The following is a 15,570-nucleotide window of genomic DNA, read 5'->3' on the forward strand; positions in this document are numbered from 1 at the left end:
TCATGGGGAAGCCCCTATCCGTACGTGTCGCGCGGTCCCCGCCCCCGCACCGAGCGCGGGCCCTTCTTCCAGCTGGGAGCCGTCGGTCCGACAACGCGCAACCGGGTCACGACGTCCCCGCCGACCTGGGCGCGCAGCTTGCCGAGGATGGAGGGCGCCAGCAGCCGCAGCTGGGTCGCCCACGCGGTCGACTCGGCGACCACCAGGAGCTCCCCCTCGGTCAGGGTCTCCGGCCGGCAGTGCTCGGCGATGTCCGCCCCGACGATCGCCGACCAGCGCCCGAACACCGAGCCGACCCGGGTGCGCTCGGACCAGTCCTGCTCGGTGACCAGCGACTCCACCAGCCGGCCGAGGGGTTGGGGGTCGTCGGCGCCGGGCCCGGCCCCCGTCCAGCTGCGCCGCGGGCCGGCGACGCGGCGGCGGGTGGGCGCCGGCCGGGCGGCAGAGGCCGCCCGCGCCGCCTCCAGCGCGGCGCGCGCGATGTCGCTGGGCCGCGCGGGCCGCTCCTCGCTCACGGAATGCCTCCCTCGCCGGCCGGGACGGCGTCCTTCACGACGACCGCGATGCCACCGCCCACCTCGACCCGGACCCCCCGCAGCTCCGGCGGCACGTCGTCGATCACCGCGGCGGTGATCAGTGTCTGCTCGGCCGAGCGGGCGACGGCCGCCAGGGCCGCGCGCCGCTCGGCGTCGAGGGTGGCGAACACGTCGTCCAGGATCAGGATGGGGTCCTCGCCGTCGCCCCTCAACAGGGCGAAGGTGGCGAGCTTGAGACCGAGGGCCAAGGACCAGGACTCGCCGTGGCTGGCGAACCCCTTCGCGGGGGCGGGCCCGAGCTGGATCACCAGGTCGTCGCGGTGCGGACCGACCAGCGTCATCCCGCGGTCGAGCTCGTCGCCCCGCCGCTCCGCGATCCGCTCGCGCATGGCGGCGGTCAGCTCCGCGGCCGCCGGAACGGCGGTCCCGTGCGGCACCGCGGTGCCGTCCCCCGCCGGCGGGACGGTCGAGGAGTAGCCCAGACCGGCCTGGGGCGCCCCCTCGCCCGCGACGTCCGCGTAGGCCCGCGCCAGGTGCGGCGCGAGATCGGCGATCAGCCGCAGCCGGGCGGCGAGCAGCTGCCCGCCCAGGTCGGTCAGGTGCCCGTCCCACACGTCGAGGGTCTCGATCGCCTTGCCCCGTGCCAGCCGCGCGGTCCTGAGCAGGGCGTTGCGCTGCTTGAGGACGCGGTCGTAATCGGCCCGCACCCCGGCCAGCCGGGGGGTGCGGGTCACCAGCAGCTCGTCGAGGAACCGGCGACGCTCGGTGGGGTCCCCGCGCACCAGGGCGAGGTCCTCGGGGGCGAACACCACGGTGCGCACCAGGCCGAGCAGTTCGCGGGGACGCGGCAGGGGTCCCCGGTTGACCCGGACCCGGTTGGCACGACCCGGGTTGATCTCGATCTCGACCAGCAGCTCGCGGTCGCCCCGGCGCAGCGCCGCACGCACGACCGCCTGGGTGTCCCCGTGCCGCACCAGCGGGGCGTCACCGGACACCCGGTGGCTGCTCATCGTCGCGAGGTAGCCGACCGCCTCGACCAGGTTCGTCTTGCCCTCGCCGTTGCGGCCCACGAAGACGGTGGGCCCGGGACCGAGGGCCAGGTCGACCCGTTCCCAGTTGCGGAACGACCCGAGCTGCAAGTGCCGGACGTACACGTCAGCGCCGAGGCGGTGAGGTGCTGGAATGGCCGCCCTCCAGGGTCCGCCCCGTCCCGGGGCCCGCCCCGAGCTCGCGAAGGGTCCGGAGGCCTCGGTGCAGGGTCCCGCCGCGAGCTGTCGAGTCGCGGAAGGCAGAGAGGTCCTTCCCGGGGTGTCCCAACGTGCTCACGCCGGCTTCTCGGCCTCCTGGGCCCGCACCGCCTGCACGGCGTGCCCGCCGAACTGGTTCCGCAGCGCGGCGACGGCCTTCATGGTGGGGGAGTCCTCCTGGCGGGAGGAGAAGCGCGCGAACAGGGACGCAGCGATCGTCGGCATGGGAACGGCGTTCTCGATGGCCTGCTCCACGGTCCACCGGCCTTCCCCCGAGTCCTCGGCGTACCCACGGATCTTCTCCAGGGCCGGGTCCTCCTGCAGCGCCCGGACCAGCAGGTCCAGCAGCCACGAGCGGATGACGGTGCCCTGGGTCCACGACGCGATGACGCCGGGGACGTCCTCGATCAGGTCCACGGCCGCCAGGAGCTCGTAGCCCTCACCGTAGGCCTGCATCAGCGCGTACTCGATGCCGTTGTGGACCATCTTGCTGAAGTGCCCCGCGCCGACCGGCCCGGCGTGCACGAACCCGGCGCCGGGCATCTCCTGGCCGGATTCGTCGACGGGCGCCGGCGGCCTGAGCGCGTCGAAGATCGGCTGGACCTTCGCGACGTCGTCCTTGGTGCCACCGACCATGAGGGCGTAGCCGTTCTCCAGGCCCCACACCCCGCCGGAGACGCCGGCGTCGATGTAGCCGATGCCCTTCTCGCGGCACATCACGTCGTGGATCTGGTCGTCGGTGTACTTGGAGTTGCCCCCGTCGACGATCACGTCGCCGGGCTCGAGCAGGCCGGCCAGCTCCTTCACCGTCGCCCGCGTCGCCTCCCCGGCCGGGACCATCACCCACACGACCCGCGGTGCGGCCAGGGCCTGGACCAGTGCGGGCAGGCTGTCGACGTCCCGCCTGCCCGGCGCACGGTCGTACCCGACGATCTCGTGACCGGCACGCCGCAGCCGCTCGGCCATGTTGCCGCCCATCTTGCCCAGCCCGATCAGCCCCAGCTGCACGACGGCGTCCCCTCTCAGCGTTCCTGCGAAGTCCGTGTCCGCGGTGCCCGGACGGCGCTGTCCTGACACCTCGGCCCCGTCCAGGGCACCGCCCCGAGCCTGCGAGGGGTGGGGACGGGGTGCTTTCTCAGCCGGGCAGCCGGACCGGCATGATCAGGTAGCGGTAGCTGCCGGTGCGCTCGGTCGGCTGACCGTCCTCGGCCGAGGGCTCGTCGACGCCCGAGAGCACCGCGGGCTTGAGCGGGCTGGTGAAGTCCATCCGGGCGCGCTCGGTGTGCACCGCGGCGAGGCCGTCCAGCAGGAACGTCGGGTTGAAGCCGATGGTCAGCGGCTCTCCCTCGAACTCGACGTCGCAACGCTCCTCGGCCTGGCTCTCCTCGTCGCTCCCGCCCGCGCGGAGGGTCACCTGTCCCGGGGTGAACTCGCAGCGCAGGGGCGTACCACGCTCGGCGACGAGGGCCACGCGCTTGGCGGCGTCGGTGAACAGGCCGACCGGCAGAGTGGCGTGTGCGTGCGACTCGGTCGGCATGATCGCCCGGTACTTGACGAACTCCGCGTCGAGGAGCCGGGTCGTGGTCTGCCGGTCCTTGCCGGACAGGCCCAGGATGCCCTCGCCGGAGCTGCCGGAGGACAGGGAGAGCACGATCTCCGGCCCGCTGGTGAGCGTCTTGGCGGCGTCGGCCAGGGTCCGCGCCGGCACGAGCACGGCCGCGGACACCCCTGAGCTCTCCGGCCGCCAGGCGAACTCGCGCACCGCCAGCCGGTAGCGGTCCGTCGCTGCCAGGGTGATCTGGTCGCCCTCGATCTCCAGCCGGACACCGGTGAGCATCGGGAGGGTGTCGTCCCGGCCCGCGGCGACGGCGACCTGACCGACCGCCTCGGCGAAGACGTCGCTGTCGACCAGGCCTGCCGACGACGGCATCGACGGCAGGGACGGGTAGTCCTCGACCGGGAGGGTCGGCAGGCTGAACCGCGCGTTGCCACAGGTGATCGCCAGCCGCGGCCCCTCGGCGGTGATGTCGACCGGGTGCGGCGGGAGCGCGCGGGTGATCTCGGCGAGCAGCCGGCCGGGCACGAGGACGCGACCGGCCTCGGTGGCCTGCACGTCCACCTCTGCACGGGCGGAGACTTCGTAGTCGAAGCCGGAGACCGAGAGCTGGTTGCCGTCGACCTCGAGCAGGATCCCGGCCAGGACGGGTACCGACGGCCGCGGCGGCAGGCTACGTGCCGTCCATGCGACGGCGTCGGCGAGCACCTCACGCGCCACCCGGAACTTCATCTCTCGACCCACCCCAGCTCTGCTGACCGTCCCTCTCGCGGGCACGGCTGTCCAAGTACCGCCGGCGGGACGCGGGTGCGCCCGGGTGCCGGTGCGGTGCTCATCGTGCCTGCTGCGGTCCCCCGGGGGGAAACCCCGGTCCCTCGATGAGCTGGTTACGCCTCTTCCTGCCCAGCCTTCCCAGGGCGCTTCCCTGCAGGTCCTGGAGCTCCCAGCAGGAGCGTCCCCACCCAGAGTGTGGTTCGAGAAATCATCGAGATAACTCCCTCATCCTCGTCATCACTGGTGTGGAAGCTGGGGATCGAGCCCCTTCGTGCTGCTCAGGGCCCGGATCGGCCTGTTGGCCCACTGTGCACGGTTCCCGCTGCCCTGTTGTCGACACGTGGACATCTCGACGGTTGTTCACCGCCGTCCGTGGTCGTCCACTCCCTGTCCCCGGTGACTCCCTGCTCGATCCCCAGGTCGTGCCCAGGCAGGCAGGCCGGGGACGGCGACCGTCGAGGCGTCCGCGCCGATCGGCGCATATACCTGCAGGTCAGGGGCGCGCGCAAGGGGTCGGCACGACCTGGGCTCGGCTCGAGCTGGACGCGGGTCAGGTGACCCGCCGTGACCTCCCGGGCACGAGATCTCCCCAACCTGTGCACATTCCTGGGGACAACTTCTCGATCTGTCGACCGTCGGCGCGGCGGGAAGCGCGTCCTGCCCGCCCGTGACGTGCTCCGACGCCGTGCACACAGTTCCCCACAGCTGTGGAGAAGTCGACACGTGGGGGGTGGTCGGCCGGCCGCGGGGTCTGCCCCGACCGCCCGCGGACCGGGCCCGGACGGTGACCCGGGGCCCGGGCACCGCGGCCGGAGGCCCCCGTTCGAGGACGGGAGCCTTCGGCTCGGCCCAGCGGGGGGACGGCCGTCGGTCGCGGTGCGGTCCCCTTACTGCCGGGCGCGGCTCTTGATGCGGGCGGTGAGCTCGGTGACCTGGGTGTAGGTGGCGCGGCGCTCGCTCATCAGGTTGGTGATCTTCTTGACCGCGTGCATGACCGTGGTGTGGTCCTTGCCGCCGAACGACGCCCCGATCCGCGGGAGGGACAGCTCGGTCAGCTCGCGGCACAGGTACATGGCGATCTGTCGGGCGTTGACCAGGGTGCGGCTGCGGTTGGTGCCCTGCAGCTCCTCCATCGTCACGGAGAAGTATTCGGCGGTGGCGGCCATGATGATCGCAGCGGTGATCTGCGGGCCCTGCTCGTCGCTGATCAGGTCCTTGAGCACGAGCTCGGCCAGCGGCAGGTCGACCTGCTGCTTGTTGAGGCTCGCGAACGCGGTCACGCGGATGAGGGCGCCCTCGAGCTCGCGGATGTTGGTCTGCACCTTGCTGGCGATGAACTCCAGCACCGCGTCGGGAACCTGCAGTCGCTCGCCCCAGGCCTTCTTCCGCAGGATCGCGATGCGGGTCTCCAGGTCCGGCGCCTGGACGTCGGTGATCAGGCCCCACTCGAACCGGGTGCGCAGCCGGTCCTCCAGCGTCGTGAGCTTCTTCGGCGGGCGGTCGGAAGTGATCACGATCTGCTTGCTGGCGTTGTGCAGCGTGTTGAACGTGTGGAAGAACTCCTCCTGGGTCCGCTCGGCCCGCTCCAGGAACTGGATGTCGTCGATCAGCAGGAAGTCGATGTCGCGGTAGCGCCGGCGGAAGTCCTCGGCGCGACCGGAGTGCACCAGGTTGATGAACTCGTTGGTGAACTCCTCGGTGCTGACGTAACGGACCTTGACGTTGGGGAACATCCGCGCTGCGTAGTGCCCGATCGCGTGCAGCAGATGGGTCTTGCCCAGGCCGGACTCGCCGTAGATGAACAGCGGGTTGTAGGCCCGAGCCGGCGCCTCGGCCACCGCCACGGCCGCCGCATGGGCGAACCGGTTGCTGTTGCCGATGACGAAACTGTCGAAGACGTACTTCGCGTTCAGTCCCGGGTCCAGGCCCGCGGGGCGTCCCGCCTCGGGACGACGTCCGCGTCCGCCGCCACCGGGGGTGACGGGCCGGGGGCGCTGCTCACCGGTGGGTGCGTCGAGGTCGAAGGGCAGGACGTCGGCCGGGCGCCCGTCGTCGGACCCACCCCAGTCACGCGGCGCCGGGTCGGCGCCCCACGTGGTCGCCCAGTCCTCGGGGGCCCCGCGGTCGACCGGCACCCGGTCGGCCGGTCGCAGTTCACGGATCCGGGAGTCGTCGCCGGTGGGCAGCTGGTCGGGGGCCTCCCGGTCCCAGGGAGCCGAGCCGACCGCATCGGTACGCACGCCGAAGGCGGTCCGACCGTCGTCGGCGCGGTCGCGGCTGGCGCGGTCCTCCTCGGCCCGCCGTGCCTCCAGGGCTGCTTCGGCGGCCGACCACGGGCGCCGGGTGGGCTCCTCCTCGCGCGTGGCGGCAGCCGGCTCCGGCGGCGCGTCCTCCAGCTGGACGGCGACGCGGATGTCGCGGCCGAACTGCTCGGACAGCGCCTCGGCCAGCACCCGGCGCATCCGGGACTCGAGGACCGTCTGGGTGAATTCGTTGGGAGCAGCGAGAACGGCGGTGTCCTCCACCAGCCCCAGCGGGCGGGTGAGGTTCAGCATCGCGTTCTGCTGAGGGGACAGGCTCGTCGCCAGCCGCTCGCGGATCTGGTCCCAGACGGTCGCCAGGTCCAGCGTGGCATCGGCCATGCCGATTCTTCCTCCCATGGTCACGACCCCGCGTCGTTCCCGGCTGCTCCGGCGCGTCCGGTGTCCCCCGGTCGCCGGCGCCTTCCGGCACCGGCCCGTGGTCCCCGGGGGCTACCCGCTGTGGATGCGCGGACGCACCGATTCCACACCGGTGTCCACAGGCTGTGCACGGCCGGCCACGCATGCTGCCGGGCCCCGCACCCGATTCGGCCCCGGTCCACATCGCTGCAGGTCGGAGGCCGGTTCTGACGGATGAACGGCTGGTTCGACGGCCGGTTGACCGACGGGGTCGGCCCGCGCGCCGTGACCCTGACGCCCGACGCGGAGCGACGGCGACGCTAACAGCCCCGTCCACAGCCCGGCAACGCTCGACCGGTCCGGCGGGCGCGTCGCCTCCGGCGTGCCGTCACCGACCGGGCACGTCCGGCGTGGAGGATCGGGAGTCGCGATCCGACCGGTACCCGGCACCGGCGGGTCCTCGGTTATGCTGGCGGAAGTCTGTGGACGGCTCCGCCCGCCGTCCCCGTCCGCCCGGTGCTCCCGTGCAGGCGGGGCCGGGGTGAGACCGTCGTGCAGTGACCAGCTTCCGGGGTCGTCGGGGCGCGGCACGTCGCCGTCCGTCCCGACCGCCCCGCGTGCGCCCACCCACCGGTGGGCGCGCACCGCCGATGTCGTGTCGTAGGAGTACCTCGTGAGCAAGCGCACGTTCCAGCCGAACAACCGCCGACGGTCCAAGACCCACGGCTTCCGGCTGCGGATGCGCACCCGCGCGGGCCGGGCGATCCTCGCCGGCCGCCGGCGCAAGGGTCGCGAGAAGCTCTCCGCCTGAGGTGCTGCCCGCGCAGGCACGCCTGCGCCGGCGTCCGGAGTTCACCGCGGTCGTCCGGTCCGGCAGGCGCGCCGGGCGGCCGACCATGGTGCTCCACTACCTCCCCGAACGGCCCGAGCAGTCGGGCGGTGGCCGCGTGCTCGACGGCGAGCTGCCGTCCGGTGCCCGGGCCGGTTTCGTGGTCGGGAAGTCGGTCGGCAACTCGGTCGTCCGTCACCGGGTGACCCGGCGTCTGCGCGCGGTGGTCCGCGAGGAGCTGCACCGCCTCCCGCCCACTGCGGACCTCGTCGTCCGCGCGCGGCCCGAGGCCTCGACCGCCTCGTCCGACGTGCTGCACCGCGACCTGGTGTCGGGGCTGGAACGGCTGCTCGGGAAGCCGGGCCGCGACTCATGACCAGGCGTGCGCTCCTCGCGGCCATCCGCTTCTACTCACGGGTGATCAGCCCCGCGCTGCCTCCGCGGTGCCGTTTCTACCCGACCTGCAGCGCCTACGCGGCCGAGGCGATCGAGCGGCACGGCGCCCTGCGCGGCACGTGGCTGGCGGTGCGCCGGCTGGTCAAGTGCGCGCCGTGGCACCCCGGCGGCGTCGATCTGGTCCCTGACCTCCGCGCGCGCTCCGGAACCGAAGAGGGCAGCCGCTCGTCCAGCACGGCGACGCCGCCGTCCGGACCGTCCGCCGCCCGACGACCCCACCGAGCCACCCCGCCGGACCTCCGCCGGGCGAACGAGGAGTCCTCCGTTGCTTGACTGGCTCTACACCGCCATCTCCTGGGTCATGGCCCGGTGGCACTCGCTGTGGAATGCCGTCTTCGGTGACCCGCCGGCCGAGTCGGGACTGGCCGGCCTCGCCTGGGTGCTGGCGATCGTGTTCCTGGTCGTGACGATCCGGCTGATCCTGTTCCCGCTGTTCGTCAAGCAGATCAAGTCGCAGCGCGCGATGCAGGAGCTCCAGCCGGAGATGGCCAAGCTCCGCAAGCAGTACGGCAGCGACCGGCAGGGCCTCAGCCAGGCCATGATGGCCCTGCAGAAGGAGCGCGGGGTCAACCCGCTGGCAGGCTGCCTGCCGATCCTCCCGCAGATCCCGGTCTTCCTGTCCTTGTTCCACGTCCTGCGTCGGCTGGCCCCCGGCAAGGAGGGCCTCTACAGCTGGTCCGACGAGCTGACCGACGAGGCCGCCAAGGCGAAGCTGTTCGGCGCGCCGATCTCCGCCTCGTTCGACATGAGCGGGTCCAAGGAGGACGCGATCCTCGCGATCGCCTCCTACGGCAACATCCGCGTCGTCGCCTTCGCGCTCATCGTGATCATGTGCTTCACGACCTTCTTCACGCAGAAGCAGATCATGGCGCGCTCGGGGCCGGTCGAGGGTCAGGCCGCCATGGTGCAGAAGACCCTGCTGTACGTCATGCCGGCCGGCCTGTTCGTCTCGGGCTTCTTCTTCCCGATCGGCGTCTTGCTCTACTGGATGACCAACAACCTGTGGACGCTGGGTCAGCAGTTCTTCATCCTGCGGAAGATGCCGCCGCCCGGGTCCGACGCCGCGAAGGCCAAGGCGGTCGCCGAGAAGCCCGCCATCGACCCGAAGGCGCTCGCCCCGAAGCCGGGCGCCAAGCCGGTTCGCCCCAAGGGTGGGCGCCCTGCGGCCCCAGCCACCCCGTCGGCCACGCCGGATGTGCCGGCCGGCCCCACCTCGGACGACGGCGGCTCACCGGCCACCGGCGGCTCGTCCGACGGCAAGCCCGCGAAGAAGACCGGCGGCTCCGCCGGGGGCGCCACCGCGGCCGGCCAGCAGCCGCCGAACCGGGGCAAGCGCAAGCGTCGCTGACCCGTCCCGGCGTCGTCATCGACGCCCGCCGGCCCTCCGACCACCGGGTTCGCCCGGCCGCCCGCACCGACTTGGGAGGAACCCCGTGAGTACTCCGCAGCAGCCCACCGACGGCGCCCAGCCGACCCTGCTCACCGCTGACGCCGCCGGCGAGGCCGACAGCGACGCCGACAGCACCGGAACGCGGACCGGGGGTGACCCGGCACGGCCGGACGCCGGCGCCGCCGGTGCCGGGGCACGCGGGACCGGTGAGGCGGACGGCGACGACGACCTCCTCGTGCGGGAGGGCGACGTCGCCGGCGACTACCTCGAGCGGCTGCTCGACATCCTCGACAAGGACGGCGACATCGACCTCGACGTGGAGGGCGACCGGGCCTCGGTCGCCATCGTCGGAGGAAAGCTGTCCGACCTCATCGGTCCCGACGGTGCCACCCTGGAAGCCCTCCAGGAGCTCACCCGCCTCGCCGTGGCACAGGCCACCGGGGTCCGCAGCCGCCTCATGCTGGACATCGGCGAGTTCCGCGCCCGGCGCCGGGCCGACCTGACGGCGCTGGCCGGCGAGACGGCTCGCCGGGTGGCCGCGAGCCGCCAGCCGGAGCGGCTCTCGCCCATGAACCCGTTCGAGCGCAAGGTCGTCCACGACGTCATCGCGTCGGTGCCGGGCGTGCGCAGCGAGTCCGAGGGCGAGGAGCCGAACCGTCGCGTCGTGGTCCTGCCCGACAAGTGAGCGACCCAGCCGCCCCGGTCCAGGAGGGTGCGCCGCCGCCCCCGCCGGTGGCGGAGCGGGTCTTCGGGGCCGCTCTGCCGCTGGCCGAGCAGTACGTCGCCCAGTTGGCCACCGACGGCGTCGTCCGCGGCCTGATCGGACCGCGCGAGGTCGCTCGCCTGTGGGAGCGGCACGTGCTCAACAGCGCGGCGGTGGCCGAGGCGGTTCCCGGGGGCGCCCGGGTGGTCGACGTCGGCAGCGGGGCGGGACTGCCCGGGATACCGCTGGGGCTCGCCCGTCCGGACATCTCGCTGACGCTGGTCGAGCCCATGGCCCGCCGCGTGGAATTCCTCGACCAGGCCGTCGCCGCGCTGGCCACCCCCGGCGGCCTGCCGTGGCGGGTGGTCCGCGGCCGCGCCGAGGAGCGATCCGTCGTCGCCGCGGTCGGCCCGGTCGACATCGTCACCGCGCGTGCCGTCGCGCCACTCCCCCGGCTCGTCGGCTGGTGTCGTGGGCTGCTGCGCCCGGGGGCCCAGCTCGTGGCGCTCGTCGGCGCGCGGGCGCTGGACGAGCTTCCCGCGATGCTTCCCCAGCTGGAGGCGGCCGGCATGCGGAACGTCCATCCGCGGGCCGTCGGCGCGGAGCTCGGCGACGCTGCCACTACCGTGGTGGTCATGACGCGTGGAGCCCGGTGACGGCGCTCCCGCATCCAGCGCCCGATCGCTGTTCCACGTGGAACAGATACAGCCACCCGACCGCGTTCCACGTGAAACGGATCGGCAGGAAGGACCCGCGATGACCGACCCGGGGGAGCGGCTGCGCAGCAGCCTCGCAGCCGACCAGTCGTCCCCGGCCTCCTCCGGTGGGATGGCCGACTTCGACAGCCCGATCGCGATGGAGGCTCTCCGCGCGACGCGTGTGCTGCACGCCGCCGACCAGGACCCGTTCCCCGCGCCCAGCCGCATCCGCGTCATCACCATCGCCAACCAGAAGGGCGGCGTGGGCAAGACGACGTCCACGGTGAACCTCGGTGTGGCCCTGGCGCTCTACGGCCTGCGCACCCTGGTCATCGACCTCGACCCGCAGGGCAACGCCAGCACCGCTCTCGGCGTGGATCACACGGTGGGCACCCCGTCGATCTACGACGCACTCGTGGGCGACAGCATGCTCTCGGAGGTCGTGCACCCGACGACGGCCAGCCCGAACCTCCTCTGCGTCCCGGCGACCATCGACCTCGCCGGAGCGGAGATCGAGCTGGTCTCCGTCGTGGCCCGCGAACACCGGCTCCGCCGTGCCATCGAGGCCTATGTGGCCGCGCTCCCCGCGGAGCGGCGACCGCACTACGTCCTGATCGACTGCCCGCCGTCCCTGGGCCTGCTGACCCTCAACGCCCTGGTGGCCGGCGACGAGGTGCTCATCCCGATCCAGTGCGAGTACTACGCACTGGAGGGCCTCGGGCAGCTGCTCAACAACATCGACCTGGTGCGCCAGCACCTCAACCCGGGCATCGCGGTCCGCACCATCCTGCTGACCATGTACGACGGCCGCACCAAGCTGGCCGACCAGGTGGCCGACGAGGTGCGCAACCACTTCGGTGACCTGGTCCTCCCGGCCGTGATCCCCCGCAACGTGCGGGTCTCCGAGGCTCCCGGATACGGACAGTCGGTGCTCACCTACGACCCGGGGTCTCGCGGGTCGACCAGCTACGTCGAGGCGGCGCGCCAGCTGGCCGAGCGTGGCGTCGACCTGCCCCCGATCGACCGCACGAGCGCCCCGGCCGGAACGGTGGCCCCGCCGGTCGCCGCCCAGCCCGTCAGTACGCAGGAGACTCCGTGAGCACGCCCTCCGGTCCGACCGTCAACAAGGGAGCGGCAATGTCGAAGCGCGGTGGCCTGGGCCGTGGCCTGGCGGCCCTCATCCCCACGAGCGCACCGCCGGCGGAGTCCCCCGCGGCGGCACCTGCGCCCGCGGCACCGGCCACGGCCTCGCCTGCCGGGAGCGCGTCGCCGGCCGGTTCCCCGGCCCCGACGGTGACCCTGGTCCCCGCTCCCCCGGCCGGCCCGTCGGCCGCCGAGCCCGTTGCGCCGGCCGACGGTGCCGTCGGTGTGCCCGGAGCCCAGTTGCGGGAGGTGTCGGTCGCCGATGTCGTCCCGAATCCGAAGCAGCCGCGGCAGGTCTTCGACGACGAGGCGCTGGAGGAGCTCACCCACAGCGTCAAGGAGTTCGGCCTCCTCCAGCCGATCGTCGTCCGGGAGAACGGCGGTGGCACCTACGAACTGATCATGGGCGAGCGCCGGCTGCGGGCGGCCCGGGCCGCCGGCCTCGAGACCGTGCCGGCGATCGTCCGCGACACGACCGACGACGCGATGCTGCGGGACGCGCTGCTGGAGAACATCCACCGGGTCCAGCTCAACCCCCTGGAGGAGGCCGCCGCCTACCAGCAGCTGCTGGAGGAGTTCGGGGCGACGCACGAGGAGCTGGCCAGCCGCATCGGCCGCAGCCGCTCGCAGGTCACCAACACCATCCGGCTGATGAAGCTGCCGGTGAAGGTGCAGACCCGCGTCGCCGCCGGCGTCATCTCCGCCGGCCACGCGCGCGCACTCCTCGGCCTGGCCGACGCCGACGCGCAGGACGCACTGGCCACCCGCATCGTCGCCGAGGGGATGTCCGTCCGCGCCACGGAGGAGGCGGTCGCGATGGCGGCCGCCGAGCAGCCCACCGCCAAGCGACGCACCCGCAACATCACCGCGCCCGGTGTCGAGGACCTGGCGGGCCGGCTCTCGGACGTCTTCGAGACGAAGGTGAAGGTGCAGATCGGGCGAGCCAAGGGACGCATCGTGGTCGAGTTCGGTTCGGTCGACGACCTGCAGCGGATCATCGGTCTCATGGCGCCCGAGATCACCGGACGGCGTCCGGACGCCTGAGAGGGCGACACTCCAACGAAGGCCCTGTTCCGTCACTGACGGAACAGGGCCTTCCTCTGTCGATGCGACTCGACTCAGCGCGCGACGGCCGCCCGGCGAGCCAGCAGCTGGGCGAGCACCTCGCCGAGCTCGTGACCAGCCGCCTCCACCGCCATCGGGAACATGGACGTCTCGGTGAGGCCCGGGGAGACGTTCACCTCGAGGAAGTGGACCTCCCCGTCCGGCGAGACGATCGCGTCGGTGCGCGAGAGGTCGGCCAGACCCAGGGCCCGGTGCACCCGCACCGCCTGCTCGGCCGCGCGGGCGGCGACATCCGCGGGCACCCGGGCGGGGACGTGGTACTCCGTGAGGCCGGGGGTGTACCGCGCCGTGTAGTCGAAGACGCCCGACGCCGGCGCGATCTCGACCGCCGGCAGCGCCTGCGGCCCCTCCCCCAGGTCGACGACGGAGATCGCCAGCTCGATGCCCTCGATGTAGCGCTCGACCATGACGGTGTCGCCGTAGGCGAAGCAGCTGACCATCGCGGCGGGCAGCTCCTCGACGTTGCTCACCTTCTGCACCCCGAGCGCCGAGCCGCCCGAGGCAGGCTTGACCATGAGGGGCAGGCCGAGCCGCACCACCATCAGGTCCAGCACCGCCCCGGCACCGAGCTCGCGGAAGGTGCTGTGCGGGAGGGCCACCCAGTCCGGCGTCGGGACCCCCGCCGAGCGCACGACGGACTTCGCCGCCGGCTTGTCCCATGCCAGCCGGCACGCCGCAGCCGGGGACCCGACGTAGGGGACGCCGGCCAGGTCGAGGACCGCGCGGAGGGCGCCGTCCTCGCCGGTCGCACCGTGCAGGGCGATGAACACCGCGTCCGCCGGTGCCGCCGCCAGCCCTGGCAGCAGGTCGGCGTCGGCGTCGCGGATCTCGGCGTCCAGTCCCGCCCGGGCCAGCTCCTCCACCACCTGGGTGCCCGAGGAGAGGCTCACCTCCCGCTCGAAGTTCAGGCCGCCGGCGAGCACGACGGCGCGCAGCGCGTTCCGCCTCTCCCCGACCGGTGCGGCTGCGGATGCGGGGGCGGTCTCGCTCATCGGCGGTCCTCGTAGGTGTCGCTGTTGGCCGGGCCGACGATCGTCGTCCCGGAGTCCAGCGCGTCGGGGCGGCCGATGGCGCGGAACGAGCCGGTGTCGACGGCGTCGAACGTGGAGTGCAGGTCCAGCTCGGCCTCGATGACGCGGGCCAGCCGGCGCACCCCCTCGCGGATCTGGTCCGGCTCGGGATAGCAGTAGGACAGCCGCATGTACTCCCGGCCGTTGCCGTCGGCGAAGAAGCCGATGCCCGGTACGTAGGCCACGTGCGCGTTCACGGCGCGGGGCTGCATGAGCTTGGCGTCCAGCCCGTGCGGCAGCTTGAGCCAGACGTAGAAGCCGCCGTCGGGCTGGGTCCAGACGGTCCCCGGTGGCATCAGGGCGGCCAGTGACTCCAGGGTGGCGTCCCGCCGCTCCCGGTACAGCTCGGCGAACAGCTTGATCTGCTCCCGCCACGGCTGGGTGTCGAGGTACCGGGCGACGGCGTACTGCGTGAGGGACGGGGGGCAGAGCACCTGCGCCTCGGTGGCGAGGACCAGCTTCTCCCGCACGGCCAGGGGCGCGAGGACCCAGCCGACGCGCAGCCCGGGCGAGAAGGTCTTCGAGAACGATCCCAGGTAGATGACGCGCCGGTTGTTGCGGGCCCTCAGGGCACGCATCGGCTCGCGGTCGAAGCCGAGGAGCCCGTACGGGTTGTCCTCGATGATCAGCAGGTCGTACTTCTCCGCGAGCGCCACGATGGCCTCGCGGCGCGGCTCCGAGAGCGTCACGCCGGCCGGGTTGTGGAAGTTGGGCACCGTGTAGAGGAACTTCACCCGGTCGCCGTTGGCGCGGCAGTCGAGGAGCGCCTCCTCCAGCGCCTCGGGGATCAGGCCGTCGTCGTCCATGGCGACGTGCCGAACGCGCGCCTGAGCGGCCTGGAAGACGCCCAGTGCGCCCACGTACGACGGTCCTTCGGCGAGGATCACGTCGCCGGGGTCGCAGAAGACCCGCGTGACGAGGTCGAGCCCCTGCTGGGAGCCGACCGTGACGACGACCTCGCTCGGCGATGCGTCGGTGATGCCCTCCAGGGCCATGACGTCGCAGATCCGCTCCCGCAGCCGCGGATCACCCTGGCCGGAGCCGTACTGCAGCGTCTGTGCTCCCATGCCGGACACGAGGTCGCCGATCATCGAGCCGACCGCGTCGAGGGGCAGGGCGGTGACGGCGGGCATCCCACCGGCCAGCGACACCACCTCGGGGCGGCTGACCACGGAGAAGAGCGCCCGGATCTCCGAGGTCTTCATGCCGTGCGTGCGTGCTGCGTACCGGTCGGCCAGAGGGTCCAGCCGCGGGTGCCGCGGCACGACGTGGGGATGGGCACCGTGCGTCAGGTGCGTCCCCGGCTGACCAGGACCGGCGGGCACGCCGGGCGGTGTGGTGGGCACCTTCCCGAGTGTAGGGAGGACAGGAGAGAGGAAGGGCA

Annotated in this window: 15 protein-coding genes; 8 read left to right on the forward strand and 7 right to left on the reverse strand. The window is 72.9% G+C overall.

Annotated features, from left to right (window positions below; genetic code table 11):
* Window positions 1-14: 14 nt before the first annotated feature.
* The 5 genes from ACFSHS_RS13290 to dnaA form a co-directional block, all read right to left on the reverse strand.
* A complete protein-coding gene (locus tag ACFSHS_RS13290; protein ID WP_376876644.1) occupies window positions 15-515 on the reverse strand; it encodes a DciA family protein in 501 nt (166 codons plus the stop codon).
* A complete protein-coding gene (gene recF / locus ACFSHS_RS13295) occupies window positions 512-1,675 on the reverse strand; it encodes a DNA replication/repair protein RecF (protein WP_376876647.1) in 1,164 nt (387 codons plus the stop codon). The genes ACFSHS_RS13290 and recF overlap by 4 nt, the downstream gene beginning before the upstream one ends.
* Window positions 1,676-1,858: 183 nt before the next feature.
* Window positions 1,859-2,791 (reverse strand): phosphogluconate dehydrogenase (NAD(+)-dependent, decarboxylating), encoded by a 933-nt coding sequence (gene gnd, locus ACFSHS_RS13300; RefSeq protein ID WP_376876650.1) that lies wholly within the window; start codon window positions 2,789-2,791, stop codon window positions 1,859-1,861.
* A gap of 127 nt (window positions 2,792-2,918) precedes the next feature.
* Window positions 2,919-4,070, reverse strand: coding sequence for a DNA polymerase III subunit beta (gene dnaN, locus ACFSHS_RS13305; RefSeq protein WP_376876653.1), 1,152 nt, complete (start codon window positions 4,068-4,070; stop codon window positions 2,919-2,921).
* Window positions 4,071-4,999: 929 nt separating this feature from the next.
* A complete protein-coding gene (gene dnaA, locus ACFSHS_RS13310) occupies window positions 5,000-6,754 on the reverse strand; it encodes a chromosomal replication initiator protein DnaA (protein WP_376876656.1) in 1,755 nt (584 codons plus the stop codon).
* Window positions 6,755-7,445: 691 nt separating this feature from the next.
* On the opposite strand from dnaA, the gene rpmH reads away from it, so the two are divergent.
* From rpmH to ACFSHS_RS13350, 8 genes are all read left to right on the forward strand, one after another.
* On the forward strand, window positions 7,446-7,583 hold the full coding sequence (gene rpmH / locus ACFSHS_RS13315) for a 50S ribosomal protein L34 (RefSeq protein ID WP_040338882.1): 138 nt from the start codon (window positions 7,446-7,448) through the stop codon (window positions 7,581-7,583).
* A 1-nt stretch (window position 7,584) separates the two neighbouring features.
* On the forward strand, window positions 7,585-7,977 hold the full coding sequence (gene rnpA, locus ACFSHS_RS13320) for a ribonuclease P protein component (protein ID WP_376876661.1): 393 nt from the start codon (window positions 7,585-7,587) through the stop codon (window positions 7,975-7,977).
* Window positions 7,974-8,330 carry a membrane protein insertion efficiency factor YidD gene (yidD, locus tag ACFSHS_RS13325; RefSeq protein WP_376876664.1) on the forward strand — a complete coding sequence of 119 codons (357 nt, stop codon included), beginning with the start codon at window positions 7,974-7,976 and terminating at the stop codon, window positions 8,328-8,330. Before rnpA ends, yidD begins: the two co-directional genes overlap by 4 nt.
* Window positions 8,323-9,405 (forward strand): membrane protein insertase YidC, encoded by a 1,083-nt coding sequence (yidC, locus tag ACFSHS_RS13330; protein WP_376876667.1) that lies wholly within the window; start codon window positions 8,323-8,325, stop codon window positions 9,403-9,405. Before yidD ends, yidC begins: the two co-directional genes overlap by 8 nt.
* An 85-nt stretch (window positions 9,406-9,490) precedes the next feature.
* The gene (locus ACFSHS_RS13335) at window positions 9,491-10,132 is read left to right on the forward strand and encodes a Jag family protein (RefSeq protein ID WP_376876670.1); all 642 of its coding nucleotides are present in this window, start codon (window positions 9,491-9,493) and stop codon (window positions 10,130-10,132) included.
* On the forward strand, window positions 10,129-10,806 hold the full coding sequence (gene rsmG, locus ACFSHS_RS13340; protein WP_376876673.1) for a 16S rRNA (guanine(527)-N(7))-methyltransferase RsmG: 678 nt from the start codon (window positions 10,129-10,131) through the stop codon (window positions 10,804-10,806). Before ACFSHS_RS13335 ends, rsmG begins: the two co-directional genes overlap by 4 nt.
* Before the next feature lie 100 nt (window positions 10,807-10,906).
* On the forward strand, window positions 10,907-11,947 hold the full coding sequence (locus tag ACFSHS_RS13345; protein WP_376876676.1) for a ParA family protein: 1,041 nt from the start codon (window positions 10,907-10,909) through the stop codon (window positions 11,945-11,947).
* Entirely contained in the window at window positions 11,944-13,035 is a 1,092-nt protein-coding gene (locus ACFSHS_RS13350; protein WP_376876679.1) for a ParB/RepB/Spo0J family partition protein, read from the forward strand. The genes ACFSHS_RS13345 and ACFSHS_RS13350 overlap by 4 nt, the downstream gene beginning before the upstream one ends.
* Window positions 13,036-13,109: 74 nt before the next feature.
* On the opposite strand, the gene ACFSHS_RS13355 is transcribed toward ACFSHS_RS13350, so the two are convergent.
* A complete protein-coding gene (locus tag ACFSHS_RS13355) occupies window positions 13,110-14,108 on the reverse strand; it encodes a D-alanine--D-alanine ligase family protein (protein ID WP_376876682.1) in 999 nt (332 codons plus the stop codon).
* Window positions 14,105-15,532 carry an aminotransferase-like domain-containing protein gene (locus ACFSHS_RS13360; RefSeq protein WP_458199722.1) on the reverse strand — a complete coding sequence of 476 codons (1,428 nt, stop codon included), beginning with the start codon at window positions 15,530-15,532 and terminating at the stop codon, window positions 14,105-14,107. Before ACFSHS_RS13360 ends, ACFSHS_RS13355 begins: the two co-directional genes overlap by 4 nt.
* Between the last annotated feature and the right edge of the window lie 38 nt (window positions 15,533-15,570).

The organism is Blastococcus deserti (assembly GCF_042682525.1).
Lineage (GTDB): Bacteria > Actinomycetota > Actinomycetes > Mycobacteriales > Geodermatophilaceae > Blastococcus_B > Blastococcus_B deserti.

Excerpts from the sequence above, each read along its gene's own strand:
- dnaN (WP_376876653.1), bottom strand. The coding sequence starts at position 4,070 with ATGAAGTTCCGGGTGGCGCGTGAGGTGCTCGCCGACGCCGTCGCATGG.
- dnaA (WP_376876656.1), bottom strand. The coding sequence starts at position 6,754 with ATGGCCGATGCCACGCTGGACCTGGCGACCGTCTGGGACCAGATCCGC.
- yidD (WP_376876664.1), top strand. The coding sequence starts at position 7,974 with ATGACCAGGCGTGCGCTCCTCGCGGCCATCCGCTTCTACTCACGGGTG.
- ACFSHS_RS13345 (WP_376876676.1), top strand. The coding sequence starts at position 10,907 with ATGACCGACCCGGGGGAGCGGCTGCGCAGCAGCCTCGCAGCCGACCAG.
- ACFSHS_RS13355 (WP_376876682.1), bottom strand. The coding sequence starts at position 14,108 with ATGAGCGAGACCGCCCCCGCATCCGCAGCCGCACCGGTCGGGGAGAGG.